We start from the raw sequence: 18,884 nt of genomic DNA on the forward strand, positions 1-18,884 counted from the left end.
CCTAGCAAAAATAACAAATGCGCTACGGGAGCGCAATAATTTTGTTATATAATTTTTAGAATGAGTTTAAACGATTTCGGCACTTAATCCAGCTTGTAAAAGTTTTGAACAACGAGGTTTCAAATCTTTATAATCTCCTGTTTTTACAGAACACTTACCTTTGTAGTGAACTAGTAGAGCGCATTGATGTGCTTGCTCTTCCTCATGATCACAAGCATAAACAAGCGAATTAATCACATGGTCAAATGTATTTACATCGTCATTATACAATATAATTTCATGAGAAGGAGTCTCCTCTGTCAGTACATCTAAATCTTCTTGATATTTTTCTTGGGTACTCATAATGGGGTTGTTATCAATGCAAAAATACAAAATATACTGTTTTCGCTTTCGCGAAAATCTCACAGTCCTAAATTAATCATGAAATTTCTGAACAATATAATCGTAGGTTAAAAATCCACTCAGTTTACTGAAAAGACAAAAATGTTTTAATAAATTAAATTATCTTCTCTCAAACTTACAGGCTACCCAATTATTTCGTTCATAATTACTAACGAAGTAAAGGCCATGTTCATTGCATTTTTCTGAAATTAATGGAATATCTTCTGTGTAAAATCCACTCAATAATAAGATACCATCCTCAGGTAAACATTTCGCGTAAGCGGGAATATCTTGAAGCAAGATGTTGCGATTTATATTTGCGATAATGACGTCATAGTTCTTGTCTTCAAGTAGTTTTACATCACCTTCATAAACATCAATATGTTTACAATTGTTTCTTTCTGCATTTTCTATGCTATTTAAATAACACCAGTTGTCTATGTCTATAGCGTCTATGGGTTTGGCTTCACGCATTTCAGCTAGAATAGCCAGTACACCTGTGCCGCAACCCATATCTAGTGTTTTTTTATCTTTTAGATCAAGTTTAAGTAGATGCTTAATCATCATATGAGTAGTCTCGTGATGACCAGTCCCAAAAGACATTTTTGGTTCTATTACGATATCGTACAACACATCAGTTTTGTCATGAAAGGGAGCTCTTACCGCGCATTTACCATCTACCTCTATAGGTTCAAAATTCTTTTCCCACTCTTCATTCCAGTTTACTTGTTCAATTTCTTCTGCTACATAAGTAATCGTAAACTCATCAGAATTCATAATTTGAATATCGGTAAGTAGTGAATCATAGTCTACATCCTGAGAATTAGGAAAAGCTTCATCTTTTTGAATGTAAGCAATTACTCCTGCTTCATTTTCAGTAAAACTTTCAAAGCCTGCGTAGCCTAGTTCTGCAATTAGTATTTCGGTTGCAGGATCTCGGGGTTCAATAGTAAAGGTGTAGCCTAAATAAATTGGAGTCATTTTATCCTATTTAAAAATTTTGTGAGTGCAAAAATAAGGTTTATAAAACTACAAATCCTCTATGCTGCACAATAGCGAGCAGTGCATAGAGGATTAATATAAAATTCTATTTTTATAATAAATGGCCTATTGCTGAAAGGCATTAACAATCTCAAAAAAGTCTGTAGCATTTAGTGCAGCGCCACCTATAAGTCCACCGTCTACATCTTTTTTGTTAAAAATTTCTTTTGCGTTAGTAGGTTTTACAGAACCTCCATATAAGATACTCACTCCATCTGCGACTTCTTGCCCGTATGTTGAAGCGATAGTGTTGCGAATAAATTGGTGCATCTCTTGTGCCTGCTCAGGTGAAGCTGTTTCTCCAGTACCTATAGCCCAAACAGGTTCATAAGCAAGTATTATGTTTGACCATGCATCTTTATCTAGATGAAATAATGCATTTTCAAGCTGAGTTGCTACCACGTCTTCATGTTTCTCATCCTTACGATCTTGCAGTTCTTCTCCAAAACAAAAAATGATTCTCAATTCATTTTTTAGTGCACTATTTACTTTTTTTGCTAGCAATTCGTCTGTTTCATGAAAATATGCGCGTCGCTCACTATGACCCAAGATAACGGTGTTTATACCTATTCCCTTAAGCATCTTTGCAGAGATTTCACCTGTGAATGCACCACTTTCTTCTTGGTGCATATTTTGTGCAGCAACTTTGATGTTGCTATCACTTAGACTTTCAAATGCTTTATATAGATTCACAAATGTAGGTGCAATAATAACCTCTGCATCTCCTAAGTTTCTTTCTTTCTTTAGATTCGTAATAAGTCCTGCGGTATCTGCTAGGTCATTATTCATTTTCCAGTTTCCTGCTACAATATGTTTTCTCATAATATATAGTATACCCTTACAAAGAAGGTGTTTAAATTTTTAATTCAACAAATTCACGATCTGTTCTCAAATATAGCAACCTGTTTGTTAGTTCAACTTGGATTTAACCCAATTTTCACGATTATAAAGTTTACAGTTTCTAAGTATGAAAATGTGGTTGATAGATATAAGTTCGCTTTCGCGAAAGCGTAAAAAAAACATTTATTTCTACAAATCTTAATCAGATGAAGGTCTTATTCCAACTTTATTTTTGGATCCAGCCAAGCATAGATAAAGTCTACAAGAATATTAATGGTGACAAAGAGGCTGGCAATGACAAGCACCGCACCCATTATAATAGGTAAGTCTAAAGTATTTAATGCATCTACAATTTCTTTTCCTAAGCCATTCCACCCAAAAATATACTCCACAAAGACGGCTCCTGCGAGCATAGAGGCAAACCATCCTGAAACAGCAGTGACTACAGGATTTAATGCATTTTTTAATGCATGATTTTTAATGATTTTATAGGAAGATAGCCCTTTTGCTCTTGCGGTTCGGATATATTCTTGATTATATACTTCTAACAAAGAATTACGCATAAGCTGAATGACAACAGCAAGCGGTCTAATTCCTAAAACAAGTGCAGGTAAAATGAGATTTTTCCACTGGATACGTACGCTTTCGCCAAAATCATCCATGGCATATAAACTTCCCGTCATATTAAGGTTTGTATACTCATGTAACACATACCCGAAAAGCCAAGCAAATAAAATAGCGCTGAAAAAACTTGGTACACTCATCCCAAAGGTACTTACAATTTGGATGGTTTTATCAACCCACGTATCTCGCATTTGTGCAGAAATTATTCCTAAAAAAACACCTATAAGTATTGCTATGGTAATGGCAGACACCGCCAGAACCATAGTGTTAGGTAATGTTTCTGCAATAACCTGAGTAACTGGCTTTCCTGTTTTTTGAAAACTTTCTCTTAAGTAAGGATATTTGAGAGCTAATGTTTTATTTCCAATTGTAAAAAGTGGAGTTGCGGTATATTTTCCAGTTTCTAGCGAGGTATAATTATCTGTATCGTTTGAGTGGATAGAAAGGAGGGAGAGGTCATTCAGATAATACGCGTATTGCGTCAAAATAGGCTGATCAAAGCCATACTTTGCTCGCACTTTTGCAAGTTGTTCTGGATCCTCATTTTGATCTAACATCATTCTCGCAGGATCCCCAGGAAGCACTGTAAATAAAAAAAATATAACTGTGACAACACCTAGGAGTGTTAGAAAAGCATAGCCAAGTTTTTTTAAAAGGTACTGCAACATTATTGAGGATTGTTTGACTTGTTTTTTCTTCTAAGTGCCTCCTCTAAAGTAATTGACTCGTATTGAAAATCATTTCCAAAAAGATCAGTTGCATAAGATTCGATTGTTTGAGAAAAGCCAGCGTCTTTTCTTCGATCATTAACTGATTCAGAATTTTTAATTGGCCAGATAAAGGAGGGGCCTTCTCCATAATTGACTCCTTGAGTGCCGTATAGTTGCATCTTTTCCAAATTCATTAAATATCTATCTTCCATCATAGCAACCAATTTATAAGGGATTTCTCCATTCATTCCAGCTTCTTTAATTATAGGTAAGTATGCTTCTATATATTCAGGGTTGTGTTGTATGACATACCAAGCTGCGGTATTTGTGGGTACTCCTACTAAACTTTTACCAGGATACCCCTGAGTATCTAATAATCTGAGTATCCTTTTTAAATTACTGGTGTCTAACGCAAGTTGTTTTTGCCATAAATCACCAGTATAGTCTGCAGCTTCAAGACCCATTTTCTTGCCTTCTAAAGCTCGCTTTTCTGGGTTATTTATATGCATTAATTTCCTGTATTTCTGGTCTAAAACTGCAATACTATCTAACTCTCGCTTTAGTTTGAAATTAAGTTTTGGCTGCGCTGTAGGAAGTTTTTTGAGTTTCAAATCTGAAGCATCATTATAATGAAGTTTTTGAAGAATTGTCCCTTCATCAAGGCTTAAAATCCCTGGGCTAGCTCTAACGATTGTTTTTAAGACAGTTTCATCCGTATAGTAAAAACTAAAAGGCAATTTAAAATTTTTTGCAAATTGCTCTGCGTCTATCTGTGCAGATGAACTTAAACCAATAACTTTATAGCCTTTTCGTATGGCTTCTTCAGAAATTTTACGAATGTTATAATACCCTTCACGCTCTGTAGTAGCAAGATTATAGGCTATAATGATAATTAGGTTTTTTTGTTTAAGAAATTCTGAAGTATAGTCCTTACCATCACGCTCTATGGTAAAATCATGGACAGGTGGTATGTAGCCAACTTGTGTTTGTACGACTTCATAATCTATAAAAGTTCCCTTTACTGTTGGGTAGCCACCACTTGTAGTGATGATTTCTTCCTCTCCATCAACATTAAATTTCCACTGATATTCAAAAATAGCTTCAGGTGCGCCCTCAGGAATTATCATTCCTTCGGAAATATTATTACCAACTTTATAGGCTCTAAAGTCTAACCAAGGGAGATGCATTAATACATAATATCCAAAAGCCATACAGGCAATAAAGGCAATAAAAATAATAATGGAATTTACCATTTTGGCGAAAGCCGGTTGAATAAATTTTTGGTGTAAAATTAGAAATACAATAAGCACCAGTAAAATCACATCTTTAGCAAAGGATTCCCAAGGTACAAGTGGAATAGCATCTCCAAAACAACCACAATCTGTTACTTTATTAAAGTAAGCAGAGTAGAAAGTTAAAAACGTAAAAAAGGCAATCATGGCTAGTAATAACCATAAGACAATTTTTTTGCGATGCCCTATAAGTAAAGCGATTCCCAATAATATTTCAACAATAACGAGAATGATTGCAATTAGTAATGCATAGGGAGATAGAAATTCTAAACTAAGTACTTCGGGACTAAAATATTCTTGGAGTTTATATGAAAACCCCAGTGGGTCATTCAGTTTAATAAAACCACTGAAAATAAAAAGTATTCCTACTATAAATCTTACTATATGTGTGAGAATTTTCAAGACGTGTATAAATTAATTAAGATGAATGAGCGCAAATACAGCGTAGTTTATCATGTCTTGATAATTCGCATCAATTCCTTCTGAAACTAAAGTTTTTCCTTGATTATCTTCTATTTGTTTTACGCGTAAAAGTTTTTGTAAGATAAGATCTGTAAGTGAGCTTACTCGCATATCACGCCAAGCTTCACCGTAATCATGATTTTTATCCATCATGAGTTGTTTGGTAAGTGCTATTTTTTCATCATAGTACCGAGTGGCTTCGAGTACATTGAGATCTGGTTGTTCTACAATACCGAGTTCTAATTGTACTAGTGCCATCGCACAATAATTGATAATCCCTATAAATTCTGACTGCTGGCCTTCATCCACTTTTTGCACTTCATTTTGCTGTAGGCCTCGTATGCGTTGTGCTTTGATAAAAATTTGATCTGTGAGAGAAGGGAGCCTTAAGATGCGCCATGCACTACCATAATCTTTCATTTTTTTAATGAATAAATCTCTACATTGCGTAATTACAGCATCATACTGAGCAGAAGTATCGGCCATTAGTGGTGTATTGGTTTTGCGTAAATTTCGGTTAAAATACTCAATTATTAAAATGAGATAGTGCTATTCTATTTGCTTGATGGATGCTCTTAAAAAAATTACGATATTTGTAGACTTCGTTTAATGGAATTTTTCCTTTTAAAATAAAATTATGAGTATGAATAAAAATACCGTTTTAGGATGGGCCACATTTATAATGATATTAGTAGGATTAGGTCTTATAGGCTTAGGAGCATTTAGATATAACGAAATTGCTGGCTGGGGATTTGCCTCTGTGGGTATAGGTTTTTTTGCAATTGCTTGGGTATTTAACGCACTCAAGGGGCGTGTTTAATTTTAAAAAGTAGCGTATGCTTGAAGCTTTTAAGCAGTATAGCGCACAACATTTTCCATTCCTTTTTTCATCTAAGGTATTGATCACCGTTAGTGGTGGCCTGGATAGCATGGTCTTATTTCATCTGTGTAAAACATTACGGTTTGACGTGAGTGTGGCGCATTGTAATTTTAGGTTACGAGGAGATGAGAGTGAAGCCGATACGCAATTTGTTACTTCCTATTGTGAAAATCAAAATATTTCTCTTTATAAAAAGTATTTTGATACAACCGCTTACGCGAAAATAGCCAAAACCTCAACCCAAATCGCCGCAAGAAAGCTTCGTTACCAGTGGTTTTATGAACTTTCTGAAGCCAAAGGTTTTGAGTATATACTTACTGCTCATCACCTGAATGATGATGTAGAAACATTTTTAATCAATCTAGGGAGAGGTAGTGGATTAGAAGGCTTGACTGGAATACCTGCAATCAATGGTAAAGTTGTGAGACCATTACTTACCTTTTCGCGAAAGCAAATAAAAGAGTATGCACAACTTCATAATATAGTGTGGAGAGAGGATAGTTCTAATGCTTCAGATAAGTATTTGCGAAACCAATTAAGGCATCATGCTGTTCCAGCATTGCAGAATGCACAACCTAATTTTGTCAAAGGGTATGAAAACACAAAAGCCCACTTGCAGCAAACAAGTGATTTGTTAAGTGTATATACACAACAATTAAAACAAGAATACCTCATTGCAGAAGACAATGTGTTAAGTATTAAGTTGGAACGTATACAGCGTCATCCAGCACCAAATGCTGTTTTATATGCCATTCTCAATGACTACAATTTTACTGCTTGGGAAGATATATATGACTTACTATCAGCACAATCTGGAAAGCAAGTATTTTCTAGCACACATAAAATTTTAAAGGATAGAGATGTCTTGCTACTTACGTCACTTATTAATTTAGATCACGAATTGTTTACTTGGGAGTCTAAAGAAAATGAAGTTACTGGACCTTTTGGTATGTTAGTTAAAGAGCGTATCAATTCTATTAAAAATTCATCTCAAAAAGAAATCTATATTGATTCAGCTCTAGTTAAATTTCCACTTACAATTCGCACACGAAGAGAGGGAGATGTTTTTTATCCTTTTGGCCTATCAGGTAAGAAAAAATTGAGTAAGTATTTTAAGGATGAAAAGCTATCTTTGATAGCTAAAGATAAAACCTGGCTCCTCTGTCAAGGTAACACTATTATTTGGGTAATAGGCATGCGGGCAGATGATCGTTTCAAAGTAACAAAAAGCACTCAAAGTATTATAAAATTATCATGGTATGATGCGTAAAGCACAGTTCATTTTTTCATTTATTTTTTTTATTTCACTCATAACTTTTAGTCAAGGCTTTGGTCTTGCTGGGAATAATACTTCTTACGATCCCGTACGCTGGAGTGGGAGTGTAGAGAAAATTTCAGATGCTACTTACATTTTACATTATAATGCTACGGTAGAGAAGGACTGGTATATCTATGCTCAAGAGAGTGAGAGTGGGATCCCATTTTCATTTGAATTTTTAAACAGTGAAAATAATATTGTTAGAGATGGATTAGCAAAAGAATCTGAAACGATCACTTTTTACGACGATGTTTTTCAAGAAAATGCAACAAAATTTTTAGGGCAAACCCCCTCACTATCACAAAATATAACACTCTTAAATACAGACATAAAAATTATAAAATCTGTGATTAGTTATCAAGTTTGTAAAGAAGTGTGTATTCCTCAGGAATTCTATATAACGCATCAGTTAGAAACTAAGGAAGTGAAGGTGTTCACAAACTTTACCGAGTTTGAAAATTACGGAACCTCAAAAACTATAGCATCTCCTTCCTCTGATCTTCAAGAAGAAGTTGCATCTCAAAATGATACCAATAGTAATTGGACCGTTTTTATATTATCATTTTTAGGAGGACTTGCCGCATTACTTACACCATGTGTATTTCCAATGATTCCTATGACGGTGAGTTACTTTACAAAACAAAGTAAATCCAGAGCAGCAGGTATAAAAAATGCCATAATCTATGGCCTTTCAATAATTGTGATATATGTGTTTATTGGATTTGCAGTAACTACAATATTTGGTGAAACAGCAATTGTTGAGCTTTCTACAAGTGTTACATTCAATGTCATTTTCTTTGTGTTGTTGGTCATATTTGCCATTTCATTTTTTGGTGCCTTTGAAATCATGCTACCTCAAAAGTGGGCCAATAAAATTGACAGCCAAGCGGATCGTGGTGGTCTCATCGGGATATTCTTTATGGCACTGGCGCTTGCTATCGTTAGTTTTAGCTGTACGGGACCCATTGTTGGAACAGCGTTGGTTCAGTCAGTAGTTGAGGGTGGTATTACTCCTGTTATTAGTATGCTTGGATTTTCAACTGCTATTGCTTTACCGTTTGCCTTATTTGCACTATTCCCTGGATGGCTCAATACGTTGCCTAAATCTGGAGGATGGCTTAATACTGTAAAAGTAGTTTTAGGTTTTCTAGAACTTGCGCTAGCCTTCAAATTCTTATCAAACGCAGATTTAGTGTCGCAATCACATTTCTTAGAAAGGGAAGTTTTTCTGGCTCTAATAATCGCAATTATGGTTGGAATGGCACTCTATCTCTTTGGTAAACTAAAATTACCGCATGACAGTGATCTGTCTCATATTTCTGTAGGTCGATTACTTCTAGGTATTCTAACAGTGTCATTTGTTGTGTATATGATTCCAGGTTTGTGGGGTGCACCATTAAAATTAATTAGTGGCTTTCCGCCACCATTACATTATAGTGAGTCCCCATATGGAGTAGGAGGCGGAAATGCTAACGCTGCTAAAGATCAAGACATACCAAATGGCGCAGAATTAGGACCTCACGATATTATATCATTCACAGATTATGAGGCTGGGATTGCCTATGCTAAACAGCAAAATAAACCCATACTGCTTGATTTTACAGGATATGCTTGCATTAATTGCCGTCGTATGGAAGAGCGTGTGTGGTCTGACCCAAAGGTTCTTAATATTCTGAAAAATGACATTGTTCTCATTTCTCTTTACGGAGATTCAAGGGAGCTATTGCCAGAATCTGAGCAAACTGTAAGTCCTTCAGGGAGACGTATTAAAACTGTAGGTAATAAATGGAGTAACTTTCAGATCGAGAATTACAATATTCTAGCAGCACCTTACTATGTGCTATTAGATCATGATGAATCACCTTTAAATCAGCCAGTAGCTTATACACCAGACATTGACGTTTATTTAGCTTGGCTTGAAGAAGGAATAACAAATTTTAATAGAAACTAAGATGAAGAAAATAGTTGCACTACTGTTATTAAGTTGCTTTTTCGCTTTCGCGAAAGCGTATGCTCAAGAAGAACCTTCATACATTGTTGAAGAAAACTACACAAAAAAGGAGGTGCAGATTGAGATGAGAGATGGTATAAAATTGCATACCACCATCTACTCGCCGAAGGACACAACTAGAACCTATCCTATTTTAATGCAGCGTACGCCATATAGCTGTAAACCTTACGGTGAAGATGAATATAGAACTAAAATTGCTCCTAATTCTTATTTAATGGAAGAGGGGAATATTATAGTCTATCAAGACGTACGCGGAAGATGGATGAGTGAAGGAACATATGATAATATGCGCGCCTTTATTCCCAATAAAACAGGAACACAAACTGATGAAGCAAGTGATACTTATGACACTATTGAGTGGCTCGTAAATAACGTATCAAATAATAATGGAAGGGTAGGAACTTGGGGAATTTCATATCCTGGTTTTTATGCAACCTATTCTCTGTTAAGTGGTCACCCTGCGCTTAAAGCTAGTTCGCCACAAGCTTGTATTGGTGATTTCTTTTTTGATGATTTTCACCATAACGGAGCTTATCTGTTGAGTTACTGGAGAGCTACTGCAGTTTTTGGCTATCAAAAAGAAGAGCCTACTACCGAGTCTTGGTATGAATTTCCAGATCTAGAAAGTGATGATCAATTTGATTTCTTCTTGAAAACTGGACCATTGTCAAATCTTGATAAATATTATGATCAGACTAATGAATTTTGGACTCAGCTAAAAGAACACCCTAATTATGATGAATTCTGGAAATCAAGAGGTATTATTCAGCACTTAGAAAACATTGAGCCAGCGGTAATGACCGTAGGTGGGCTTTATGATGCGGAGGATTTGTACGGACCGTGGGAAACGTATAAAAACATAGAAAAACGCAGCGATAATTACAATACTGTTGTTTTTGGACCGTGGAGTCATGGTGACTGGGCTAGAACCTCAGAAAGACAAGCGGTAGGAAATGTTTATTTTGGTGATAATATTTCAGATTATTTTCAAAAAGATATTGAAACCAAGTTTTTTAATCACTTTTTGAAGGGAGATGGTGCAGGTGAGACGGGATTGCCAGAGGCACACGTTTTTGACTCTGGAAGCAAGGAGTGGATGTCTTTTGACCAATGGCCACCAAAAGCGACTATGAATGTTTCGTTCTTTTTAGGAGACCATAATGCATTGACGGGAAGCGCTTCAACAAAAAATGGTGCTGAAACTTTTGTAAGTGATCCAGCAAACCCTGTACCGTATGCAGAGGGCAAGAAAATGGTATTTACACCTCGTAAATATATGTCAGACGATCAGCGATTTGCAGCTAAGCGCGATGATGTATTAGTTTATGAAACGCCAGTGCTTGAAGATGATCTTACCATTGTAGGAGATATTATGGCAAAGCTCAAAGTAGCAACTACAGGAACAGCTGCAGACTGGATTGTAAAAGTAATTGATGTCTATCCAGATGATGTAGAAAACACGATAGAAACTGAAGAAGGAATGGAAATGGCTGGTTATCATCAGATGGTACGCAGTGAGGTAATGCGTGGTCGTTTTAGAAGGAGTTTCTCAAAGCCACAGCCGTTTGAACCTGAAAAGCAAGATGAAGTTTTTATAAAACTCCAAGACGTACTTCACACTTTTAAAAAGGGTCATAAATTACAAATACAAGTACAAAGTACGTGGTTTCCTCTTATTGACTTAAACCCTCAGACTTACGTCGATACTATTTTTAAAGCCAAAGAGGAAGATTTTACAAAAGAAACACACTCTGTATTTCATCAATCAAAAATTGAATTGAACGTATTGCGTAAATAAGATATTTTAGATTGAGAAAATCGCCCTGAAAACCAGTATGTTAAAAACAGAAAAGGACCTCCGTGCGTACGAAGATGCCTGTCATTCCTAACTTTTGAGATAAATACTATTATAAAGAGGTTTTTTTTAATTGTATGATCCCATAATAAACCTTATCCTTAACTAAGTTGTAAAGATATCGTCAAAGCTTAAACAGAAGCAGGGGTATTTACCCCTAATTGCATAATAATGCCAATAATTCAAGCAATAGGGTTTAAAGAAATTACTCAAGCGTTATGTTTATCCAGATTAGAAAAATATATTTACACTATCAGAAAAACTAAGTTGGGGAACTATTTCTGTAGACGAATCTTATAGCGATAAGGTTCGTTTTTTTTTTTCGTAGTTTTCAGAAGTATTCGATTTGATTGAATCTTACTATATTTAAAGAAATAATGATATAGATGCTCACAAAAGTTTATGGAAGTGCCGTTTTTGGTGTAGACGCGACCACAATAACCATTGAAGTTAACGTGGATAAAGGGGTAGGTTATCACCTCGTAGGTTTGCCAGATAATGCTATTAAAGAAAGTAGTTATCGTATTGCAGCTGCGCTTCAAAATAATGGATATAAAATTCCTGGCAAAAAACTTATTATAAATATGTCTCCAGCAGACCTCCGCAAAGAAGGTTCTGCTTATGATTTAACACTTGCTACAGGAATCTTGATTGCAACAGAGCAGATCAGAGGAGAAGAAGTGGGAAAATACATCATCATGGGAGAGCTCTCGCTTGATGGTGGTTTACAGCCCATAAAAGGAGCTTTGCCCATTGCTATTAAAGCAAGAGAAGAAGGATACAAAGGTTTTATACTACCCGTACAGAACGCAAAAGAAGCAGCAATTGTAGATGGACTTGACGTATATGGTGTTGAGAACATAAGTGAAGTGATTGACTTTTTTGACAACAAAGTTCCACTGGAAAATACAGTGATTGATACTCGAGCAGAATTCTATAAAAGCTTAGAGCATCCCGAGTTTGATTTTGCAGATGTGAAAGGGCAGGAGAGTATAAAAAGATGTATGGAAATAGCTGCAGCTGGAGGTCATAATATTATTTTAATAGGTCCTCCCGGTTCTGGAAAAACAATGTTAAGTAAAAGACTGCCTAGTATTTTACCTCCCATGTCGTTAAGAGAAGCATTAGAAACTACTAAAATTCATAGTGTGGTAGGCCGTGTAAAAGATAACCAAGGTTTGATGTCAGAGAGACCTTTCAGATCTCCACATCACACCATAAGTGATGTAGCTTTAGTTGGTGGCGGTGCATATCCACAGCCTGGAGAAATTTCATTGTCACACAATGGTGTTTTATTTCTTGACGAGCTACCTGAATTTAAAAGATCGGTATTAGAGGTAATGCGACAGCCACTCGAAGATAGAGAGGTTACCATATCACGCGCGCGTTTTACAGTTACCTATCCTTCTAGCTTTATGTTGGTGGCGAGTATGAATCCTAGTCCTGGAGGGTATTTTAATGATCCAGACGCCCCAGTAACAAGCAGCCCAGCAGAGATGCAGCGCTATCTTGGTAAAATTTCTGGACCTCTTTTGGATAGAATCGATATACACATAGAGGTGACTCCTGTCCCTTTTGAGAAGTTAAGTGATGAGACTAAAGCAGAGTCTAGTGTTGAAATTCGTAAGCGTGTTACCGCAGCACGAGAAGTGCAAGTAGAACGCTTCCGCGAAAGCGAAAAAACTAATTATAACGCTCAAATGAATGTGAAACAAATACGCAAGTATTGTGCATTAGATGAAGCATCAAAGCAGCTTCTCAAAACAGCTATGGAGCGTTTAAATCTCTCAGCCAGAGCTTATGATAGAATTTTAAAAGTATCAAGAACTATCGCAGATCTAGAGGGTGTTGAAACTGTCACTGGTGCTCATATCAGTGAGGCAATACAGTACCGTAGCCTTGACCGAGAAGGGTGGCTAGGGTAGCATGTATCTAAGAATTATAAGCAAAAAATAAAAGTAATAGTTCTGTAATAAATACTAGTAATAATTAAGTTTAGACATTACTCCAGTTTTTTTGATGATCCATAACAATATCACTTAAAAGTTGAATGACATCACCAGTACCTAGCATATCTTCTATTTTTAAAGCATCTTTTTTAAATGAGCTGTGGGTGAGCATCATGTTCCATAAATTATGAATAAAATCAGCATAATCATGTTGTTCATTCCAATGCGAGAGTTGAAGCCTTCTACTTCGTGCATACAGTTTCTGTAAGTTTAATTTACAGAAGGTTAATGTAGAGGGCATGACAATAGGTCTTGCTTTTTCTAATCTTTCAGTTTTAGTGGGTCGTCCCATAATATTTTGGTTTTAATATTTAGGGGGGAATTTCTTGACGTATGTAAAAGTACTCGTACTAGTCTTTATAAAGCGGGGGTAAATACCCTATTTTAATATATAAATACACCTTTATAACCACTTCATAAAATTTTTAAGCAATCCAATTTTACCTTTATAAGGAGCGTATCGTATTGGAATATCAAGCCACGTTCCTCTTTTTGCAACAGACTTTTCGTGAGAAAATGTAAAAAAACTTTTTTTACCGTGATAGCTTCCTATTCCAGAATGTCCCACACCACCAAATGGTAGCCGATCGTTTAAAAAGTGGACTAGTGTATCGTTTATTACACCTCCTCCGTAAGAAAAAGTTTCATTAAACCAATTTTTAAAAGATCTTTTCTGTGAAAACACATATGCGCTTAAAGGCTTCTCATAAGATACGATAATTTTTTTAATTTCTTCTTTTGTGTCATAGGTTAAAACAGGAAGTACTGGGCCAAATATTTCTTCTTGCATTACTGTATCACTTAATGAAACATCCGTGAGAACTGTTGGCGCTATATATAAATCATTTTTATCAGTTTGCCCTCCTTTAAATATGACACTGTCACTTAGCATATTATTAAGCCTTTCAAAATTCTTCTCGTTAATAATACGTGCAAAATCTGGAGAAACCTTTGGGTCTGCACCTAGCGCTTTTGTAATTTCTATATCTAACGCGGTTAGGAATGCATCCTTTATTGAAGAGTGAACAAGGATATAATCTGGTGCAATACATGTTTGTCCTGCGTTCACAAATTTACCCCAGACAATTCGCTTCGCGGTAAGTTGTATTTTTGCAGTTTCATCAATAACGCAAGGGCTCTTACCGCCTAATTCTAAAGTAATTGGGGTGAGATTTTTTGCAGCTGCTTTATACACAATCTTTCCTACGGGAACACTCCCTGTAAAGAAAATATAATCCCAACGTTCTGCTAGTAATCTTGTAGAGGTTTCCTTGCCACCTAGAACAGTTGTCACATGGTTTTCATCGAAGACATCAGAAATAATTTTTGCTAAGAGTCCAGAGGTTTTAGGTGTAAGTTCGCTAGGTTTTAAAACTACTGTATTTCCGGCAGCAATGGCTCCAATCATAGGGCCTACAGCAAGTTGAAAAGGATAATTCCATGGAGCAATTATCAAGGTCGAGCCATAAGGCTCATACATAATAGCATCGCTCGATGGAAAGTTAAGTAGAGAGGGTTTTACTCTCTTGGGTTTGTTCCATTTATAGAGGTTTTTTATAGCTAGATTTAGCTCTTTTAAAACAATACTTATTTCTGTGGCAACACTTTCAAAAGGAGGTTTTTTAAAATCTGCCGCTAAAACATTTATAATTTCTTGTTCATTTCTTTTTATGCTTTCGCGAAAGCGAATTAAAGCCGCTTTCCTAAAGTTTACATCTTTTGTGTATCCGCTCAAGAAGTAAGTACGCTGTTTTTGAATTAATTCTGATATTTCCAAAGTCGCTGTTTTCTTTAAAAGTACTATTCTTTTGTACTCTTAGAAAGTAATTAAGGTGACTTTAGTAATCTATTAATGAAAGGTTTTGGCTGTTTTAAGTATAAGACTTCTATAATTATAGAAACTTAAAGAGATTGAGACTTTTTAAAAACTCAAATACTTATAAAGATTATAAGATCAGATTTATGCTACCTAAATAGACCCCAGTCTAACGTTACTGAAAATACATTAGAATAGATGGCAGCACTCTGATCACCGATATCTGTAAGTGCATAGTCAACGTGAATTCCTTTATATTCAAAACCAACGCCAATATTTGGTTGAAAGCCTATGGTACTGCTATTGTCAAGAGATGTAAGTTCCTGAAAATTCCCCACACCTCCACGTACATAAACTAATTCTGCATAACCAAACTCGAAACCTACTGCAGGTGTGGCGCTTAATGAAGAAGAAGAAAAGAAATCGTTAGTTTGTGTAAATCGTACATTGAGGTCTATCTCAGCCCTTAAGCTATAATCGTAGCTAAATATCCATTTGCGACCTAAACCCATTTGTAATTTAGGAATAGTTATTTCTCGAGTTTCTGGTACTTCTTGATTTTGCCCTTCAACGGCTGCGCTTATGGTGGCAAACTCTTCTTCGTCAATACTCCAAGCATTTACTGTGGTTGAAATATCTCTGGCCATAACTCCAAAATCCCAATTATTTTTTTTCCATTGAAGACCAACATCGAGCCCAAACCCCCAACTATTTGCAAAATCTCCAATGACTCTACGTACCACTTTTGCATTTACTCCCAGGTTTAACCCATCTAGAGGCAATGCGCGTGCATAAGAAAAAGTGACAGCATAATCTGCAGTAGAAAATAAGCTAATGCGATTGTAATCTATATTACCTTGCTCATCAATAAGCTGTGTGGTATTTAAAATATCATCTACTCCAAAACGTATGATTGATAACCCCATAGCGCTAAGGTCGTCTAAGGGTTTTGCAAATGCTATATAATCATAGTTTGCAATATTTGCAAAATAAGAAGCATGCATTAAAGAGATTTGATTGTCTTCTAGTTGTGTAAGTCCAGCAGGATTCCAGTATCCTGCATTTACATCTTGTGTACCTGCAACAACAGCATTACTCATACCAAGTGCCGCCGCATCAACACCTATATTCAAAAATTCATTAGAATAAGAGCGTACCGTTTGTGATACAACAGTGGCACAAAAACACATCATTAATAATGTAAGAGTCTTTTTCAATAGTAAAATGTAGATGGGCAAATATCCCACTTTTAGTACACTTTGTAAACATTAAAAGTAGAGAGATATTGCATAGAAGTATTGTACTACAATATTCTTCCCTATTTTTACTCAAAATCTCTATAATGTCTATAAATAAATACGTGCCTAATGCTATAACCATGGGCAATTTGCTCTCTGGTTGTATCGCAGTTGTTTTTGCAGTAAATGATCGTTTAGAATATGCCGCTATTTTTGTGGCTTTGGGAATTTTCTTTGATTTTTTTGATGGTTTTTTTGCTCGTATTCTCAATGCTTCTAGTGAGGTGGGACTACAGCTGGATTCGCTTGCAGATATGGTTACTAGTGGTGTAGTTCCTGGTGTTGTAATGTATCAACTTCTCGAGGATGCTAGTGATGTTCCTTGGGGTGCACAACTTACGGAGCAACATATTCACTTGGGGTATTTTGGGTTTGCGATTACACTAGCTTCAGCATATAGACTAGCAAAGTTTAATGTAGATGATCGTCAAACAAGTTCATTCATAGGGCTGCCCACACCTGCAAATACCCTATTTATTTTAAGTTTACCACTTATTTTAATATTTGAGGAATACGCTTTCGCGAAAGCGGTATTAGAAAATCCATATGTACTTCTTGCAATTACTGCCTTAAGTTGTTTCATGCTTAATGCAGAGTTGCCTTTGTTTGCACTTAAATTTAAAACATGGTCTTTTGCTGAAAATAAAGTACGTTACTTATTCTTGCTAGCAAGTGTATTGTTACTCGTGTTTTTTCAATTTTCAGGAATTCCTTTACTTATCATTCTCTACATCTTGTTATCCATCATTTTTAAAGATTAGTACAATTTTATAACATTTTCATAAGTGGAGAGTCATTCTCATAGGGACCGATTATCTTTGTTGCAAAACAGAATAAATGGATAACCAAGAAATAAGAAATCTAGAACCTAAAGCACTTTGGAATAAATTTGCAGATCTCAATGCGGTACCGCGTCCTTCTAAAAAAGAGGATCGCGTAATTGCATTTATGAAAGATTTTGGGAAGAACTTAGGTTTAGAAACGATAGAAGATGAGGTAGGAAATGTAATTATACGTAAGCCAGCTACCGTAGAACACAAAGATAAAAAAATGGTTGTTATGCAGTCTCATTTGGATATGGTGCATCAAAAGAACAACGACACAGAATTTGATTTTGATACACAAGGTATAGACATGTATGTAGATGGTGATTGGGTAAGAGCTCGAGGCACCACCTTAGGAGCTGATAATGGTCTTGGGGTAGCTACAATCATGGCAATACTAGAAAGTAATACTATAGAGCATCCTGCCATCGAAGCCCTATTTACAATAGATGAAGAGACTGGCATGACAGGAGCAATGGGTTTAAAAGGAGGTATTCTAAAAGGGGATATACTTTTAAATCTAGACACAGAGGAAGATGATGAGATAGGAGTAGGTTGTGCTGGTGGAGTTGATATTACAGCAACAAGAAGCTATAATGAAGTTTCTGTAGAAAAAGGAATGGTAGGCTATGAAATGACTGTAAAAGGATTACAAGGCGGTCACTCTGGAATGGATATCATTAGAGGGCTAGGCAACGCTAATAAAATTATGAATCGTTTGCTTTACAATGCTTCAACTAATTTTGATATAGGGATAACTTCTATAGACGGAGGCAGTTTACGTAATGCGATTCCAAGAGAAAGTAATGCGATTATCTCAGTAGACGAAAATCAAGTAGCTGCCTTTGAAGCAGATTTTACGGATAATGCTTCTGCGATACATGGAGAGTATAAAACGCTAGAAGAAAAATTAGAGCTTTCAATTAAGAAAATCGATGCTCCAGAAAAAGTGATGGATCTTGAGGATCAAGAAAAGGTACTCAAATCTATCTATGCGGCACATAATGGAGTGTATCGTATGAGTCCAGATATCGATGATCTTGTAGAAACCTCAAATAATATAGCTCGTATTATTTTAAAGGAAGGAAAGATCAAGATAGGTTGTCTTACAAGGTCTTCTGTGGATAGTTCTAAAGATGATCTTGCAAATACGCTTACTGCTGTATTTGAGCTTGCAGGTTTTGATGTGGAGCTTTCTGGAGATTACCCAGGATGGGCACCAAATATGGATAGCCCTATATTAAAAGTTCTTGAGAAAATGTATATAGAGATCAATAATCAAAAGCCTCACGTAGCTGCTTGTCATGCTGGTTTAGAGTGTGGTATTTTAGGGAAAAATTATCCAGAAATGGATATGATTTCTTTTGGTCCTACTATTAAAGGCGCTCACTCACCAGATGAACGTGCAAGCATTTCTAGTGCTCAAAAATACTGGGATTTTGTAATAGAAATATTGAAAGATATTCCCAAAGCATCTTAATATAAGATATTTAAAACATAAAAGAGCTTATCATCATGATAAG

At 35.9% G+C, this 18,884-nt stretch carries 16 protein-coding genes; 7 read left to right on the forward strand and 9 right to left on the reverse strand.

What is annotated here, in order from left to right; all coding sequences use genetic code 11:
* Positions 1–66: 66 nt before the first annotated feature.
* From OD90_RS12795 to OD90_RS12820, 6 genes are all read right to left on the reverse strand, one after another.
* Positions 67–342 (reverse strand): ATP-dependent Clp protease adaptor ClpS, encoded by a 276-nt coding sequence (locus OD90_RS12795; RefSeq protein ID WP_144669546.1) that lies wholly within the window; start codon positions 340–342, stop codon positions 67–69.
* A 159-nt stretch (positions 343–501) separates the two neighbouring features.
* On the reverse strand, positions 502–1,362 hold the full coding sequence (gene prmA, locus OD90_RS12800) for a 50S ribosomal protein L11 methyltransferase (RefSeq protein WP_144669547.1): 861 nt from the start codon (positions 1,360–1,362) through the stop codon (positions 502–504).
* Positions 1,363–1,488: 126 nt separating this feature from the next.
* On the reverse strand, positions 1,489–2,244 hold the full coding sequence (gene tpiA, locus OD90_RS12805) for a triose-phosphate isomerase (protein ID WP_144669548.1): 756 nt from the start codon (positions 2,242–2,244) through the stop codon (positions 1,489–1,491).
* A gap of 233 nt (positions 2,245–2,477) precedes the next feature.
* Positions 2,478–3,554 (reverse strand): ABC transporter permease, encoded by a 1,077-nt coding sequence (locus OD90_RS12810; protein WP_144669549.1) that lies wholly within the window; start codon positions 3,552–3,554, stop codon positions 2,478–2,480.
* Positions 3,554–5,290 carry a BT_3928 family protein gene (locus tag OD90_RS12815; RefSeq protein WP_144669550.1) on the reverse strand — a complete coding sequence of 579 codons (1,737 nt, stop codon included), beginning with the start codon at positions 5,288–5,290 and terminating at the stop codon, positions 3,554–3,556. Before OD90_RS12815 ends, OD90_RS12810 begins: the two co-directional genes overlap by 1 nt.
* Before the next feature lie 12 nt (positions 5,291–5,302).
* Positions 5,303–5,836 carry a DUF1599 domain-containing protein gene (locus OD90_RS12820; protein ID WP_144669551.1) on the reverse strand — a complete coding sequence of 178 codons (534 nt, stop codon included), beginning with the start codon at positions 5,834–5,836 and terminating at the stop codon, positions 5,303–5,305.
* A gap of 157 nt (positions 5,837–5,993) precedes the next feature.
* On the opposite strand from OD90_RS12820, the gene OD90_RS13215 reads away from it, so the two are divergent.
* From OD90_RS13215 to OD90_RS12840, 5 genes are all read left to right on the forward strand, one after another.
* Complete coding sequence (locus OD90_RS13215; protein WP_186434768.1) at positions 5,994–6,170, forward strand: CAL67264 family membrane protein; 177 nt, start codon at positions 5,994–5,996, stop codon at positions 6,168–6,170.
* Between the two features lie 16 nt (positions 6,171–6,186).
* Positions 6,187–7,500 carry a tRNA lysidine(34) synthetase TilS gene (gene tilS / locus OD90_RS12825; protein ID WP_144669552.1) on the forward strand — a complete coding sequence of 438 codons (1,314 nt, stop codon included), beginning with the start codon at positions 6,187–6,189 and terminating at the stop codon, positions 7,498–7,500.
* Complete coding sequence (locus OD90_RS12830; RefSeq protein WP_144669714.1) at positions 7,493–9,499, forward strand: protein-disulfide reductase DsbD family protein; 2,007 nt, start codon at positions 7,493–7,495, stop codon at positions 9,497–9,499. Before tilS ends, OD90_RS12830 begins: the two co-directional genes overlap by 8 nt.
* A gap of 1 nt (position 9,500) precedes the next feature.
* Entirely contained in the window at positions 9,501–11,357 is a 1,857-nt protein-coding gene (locus OD90_RS12835; protein ID WP_144669553.1) for a CocE/NonD family hydrolase, read from the forward strand.
* Positions 11,358–11,800: 443 nt separating this feature from the next.
* A complete protein-coding gene (locus OD90_RS12840; RefSeq protein ID WP_144669554.1) occupies positions 11,801–13,339 on the forward strand; it encodes a YifB family Mg chelatase-like AAA ATPase in 1,539 nt (512 codons plus the stop codon).
* Positions 13,340–13,409: 70 nt separating this feature from the next.
* Here OD90_RS12840 and OD90_RS12845 read toward each other — a convergent pair whose 3' ends face one another.
* The 3 genes from OD90_RS12845 to OD90_RS12855 all read right to left on the reverse strand — a co-directional run bounded on the left by OD90_RS12845 (position 13,410) and on the right by OD90_RS12855 (position 16,432).
* On the reverse strand, positions 13,410–13,715 hold the full coding sequence (locus tag OD90_RS12845; RefSeq protein ID WP_144669555.1) for a hypothetical protein: 306 nt from the start codon (positions 13,713–13,715) through the stop codon (positions 13,410–13,412).
* Between the two features lie 111 nt (positions 13,716–13,826).
* The gene (locus tag OD90_RS12850) at positions 13,827–15,200 is read right to left on the reverse strand and encodes an aldehyde dehydrogenase (RefSeq protein WP_144669556.1); all 1,374 of its coding nucleotides are present in this window, start codon (positions 15,198–15,200) and stop codon (positions 13,827–13,829) included.
* 188 nt (positions 15,201–15,388) lie between these two features.
* Positions 15,389–16,432, reverse strand: coding sequence for a PorV/PorQ family protein (locus tag OD90_RS12855; RefSeq protein ID WP_144669715.1), 1,044 nt, complete (start codon positions 16,430–16,432; stop codon positions 15,389–15,391).
* Between the two features lie 149 nt (positions 16,433–16,581).
* Here OD90_RS12855 and OD90_RS12860 point away from each other — a divergent pair, with 149 nt between their 5' ends.
* Together OD90_RS12860 and OD90_RS12865 are read left to right on the forward strand one after the other, a co-directional pair.
* Positions 16,582–17,298, forward strand: coding sequence for a CDP-alcohol phosphatidyltransferase family protein (locus tag OD90_RS12860; protein ID WP_144669557.1), 717 nt, complete (start codon positions 16,582–16,584; stop codon positions 17,296–17,298).
* A 76-nt stretch (positions 17,299–17,374) separates the two neighbouring features.
* Positions 17,375–18,841 carry an aminoacyl-histidine dipeptidase gene (locus OD90_RS12865; protein ID WP_144669558.1) on the forward strand — a complete coding sequence of 489 codons (1,467 nt, stop codon included), beginning with the start codon at positions 17,375–17,377 and terminating at the stop codon, positions 18,839–18,841.
* The last annotated feature ends 43 nt before the right edge of the window (positions 18,842–18,884 follow it).

The sequence above is a fragment of the Dokdonia sp. Hel_I_53 genome, assembly GCF_007827465.1.
Taxonomy (GTDB): Bacteria; Bacteroidota; Bacteroidia; order Flavobacteriales; family Flavobacteriaceae; genus Dokdonia.

Coding starts and splice junctions, on each gene's coding strand:
- OD90_RS12795 (WP_144669546.1), bottom strand. CDS start 342: ATGAGTACCCAAGAAAAATATCAAGAAGATTTAGATGTACTGACAGAG.
- prmA (WP_144669547.1), bottom strand. CDS start 1,362: ATGACTCCAATTTATTTAGGCTACACCTTTACTATTGAACCCCGAGAT.
- tpiA (WP_144669548.1), bottom strand. CDS start 2,244: ATGAGAAAACATATTGTAGCAGGAAACTGGAAAATGAATAATGACCTA.
- OD90_RS12810 (WP_144669549.1), bottom strand. CDS start 3,554: ATGTTGCAGTACCTTTTAAAAAAACTTGGCTATGCTTTTCTAACACTC.
- OD90_RS12820 (WP_144669551.1), bottom strand. CDS start 5,836: ATGGCCGATACTTCTGCTCAGTATGATGCTGTAATTACGCAATGTAGA.
- OD90_RS13215 (WP_186434768.1), top strand. CDS start 5,994: ATGAATAAAAATACCGTTTTAGGATGGGCCACATTTATAATGATATTA.
- tilS (WP_144669552.1), top strand. CDS start 6,187: ATGCTTGAAGCTTTTAAGCAGTATAGCGCACAACATTTTCCATTCCTT.
- OD90_RS12830 (WP_144669714.1), top strand. CDS start 7,493: ATGCGTAAAGCACAGTTCATTTTTTCATTTATTTTTTTTATTTCACTC.
- OD90_RS12835 (WP_144669553.1), top strand. CDS start 9,501: ATGAAGAAAATAGTTGCACTACTGTTATTAAGTTGCTTTTTCGCTTTC.
- OD90_RS12840 (WP_144669554.1), top strand. CDS start 11,801: ATGCTCACAAAAGTTTATGGAAGTGCCGTTTTTGGTGTAGACGCGACC.
- OD90_RS12845 (WP_144669555.1), bottom strand. CDS start 13,715: ATGGGACGACCCACTAAAACTGAAAGATTAGAAAAAGCAAGACCTATT.
- OD90_RS12855 (WP_144669715.1), bottom strand. CDS start 16,432: ATGATGTGTTTTTGTGCCACTGTTGTATCACAAACGGTACGCTCTTAT.
- OD90_RS12860 (WP_144669557.1), top strand. CDS start 16,582: ATGTCTATAAATAAATACGTGCCTAATGCTATAACCATGGGCAATTTG.
- OD90_RS12865 (WP_144669558.1), top strand. CDS start 17,375: ATGGATAACCAAGAAATAAGAAATCTAGAACCTAAAGCACTTTGGAAT.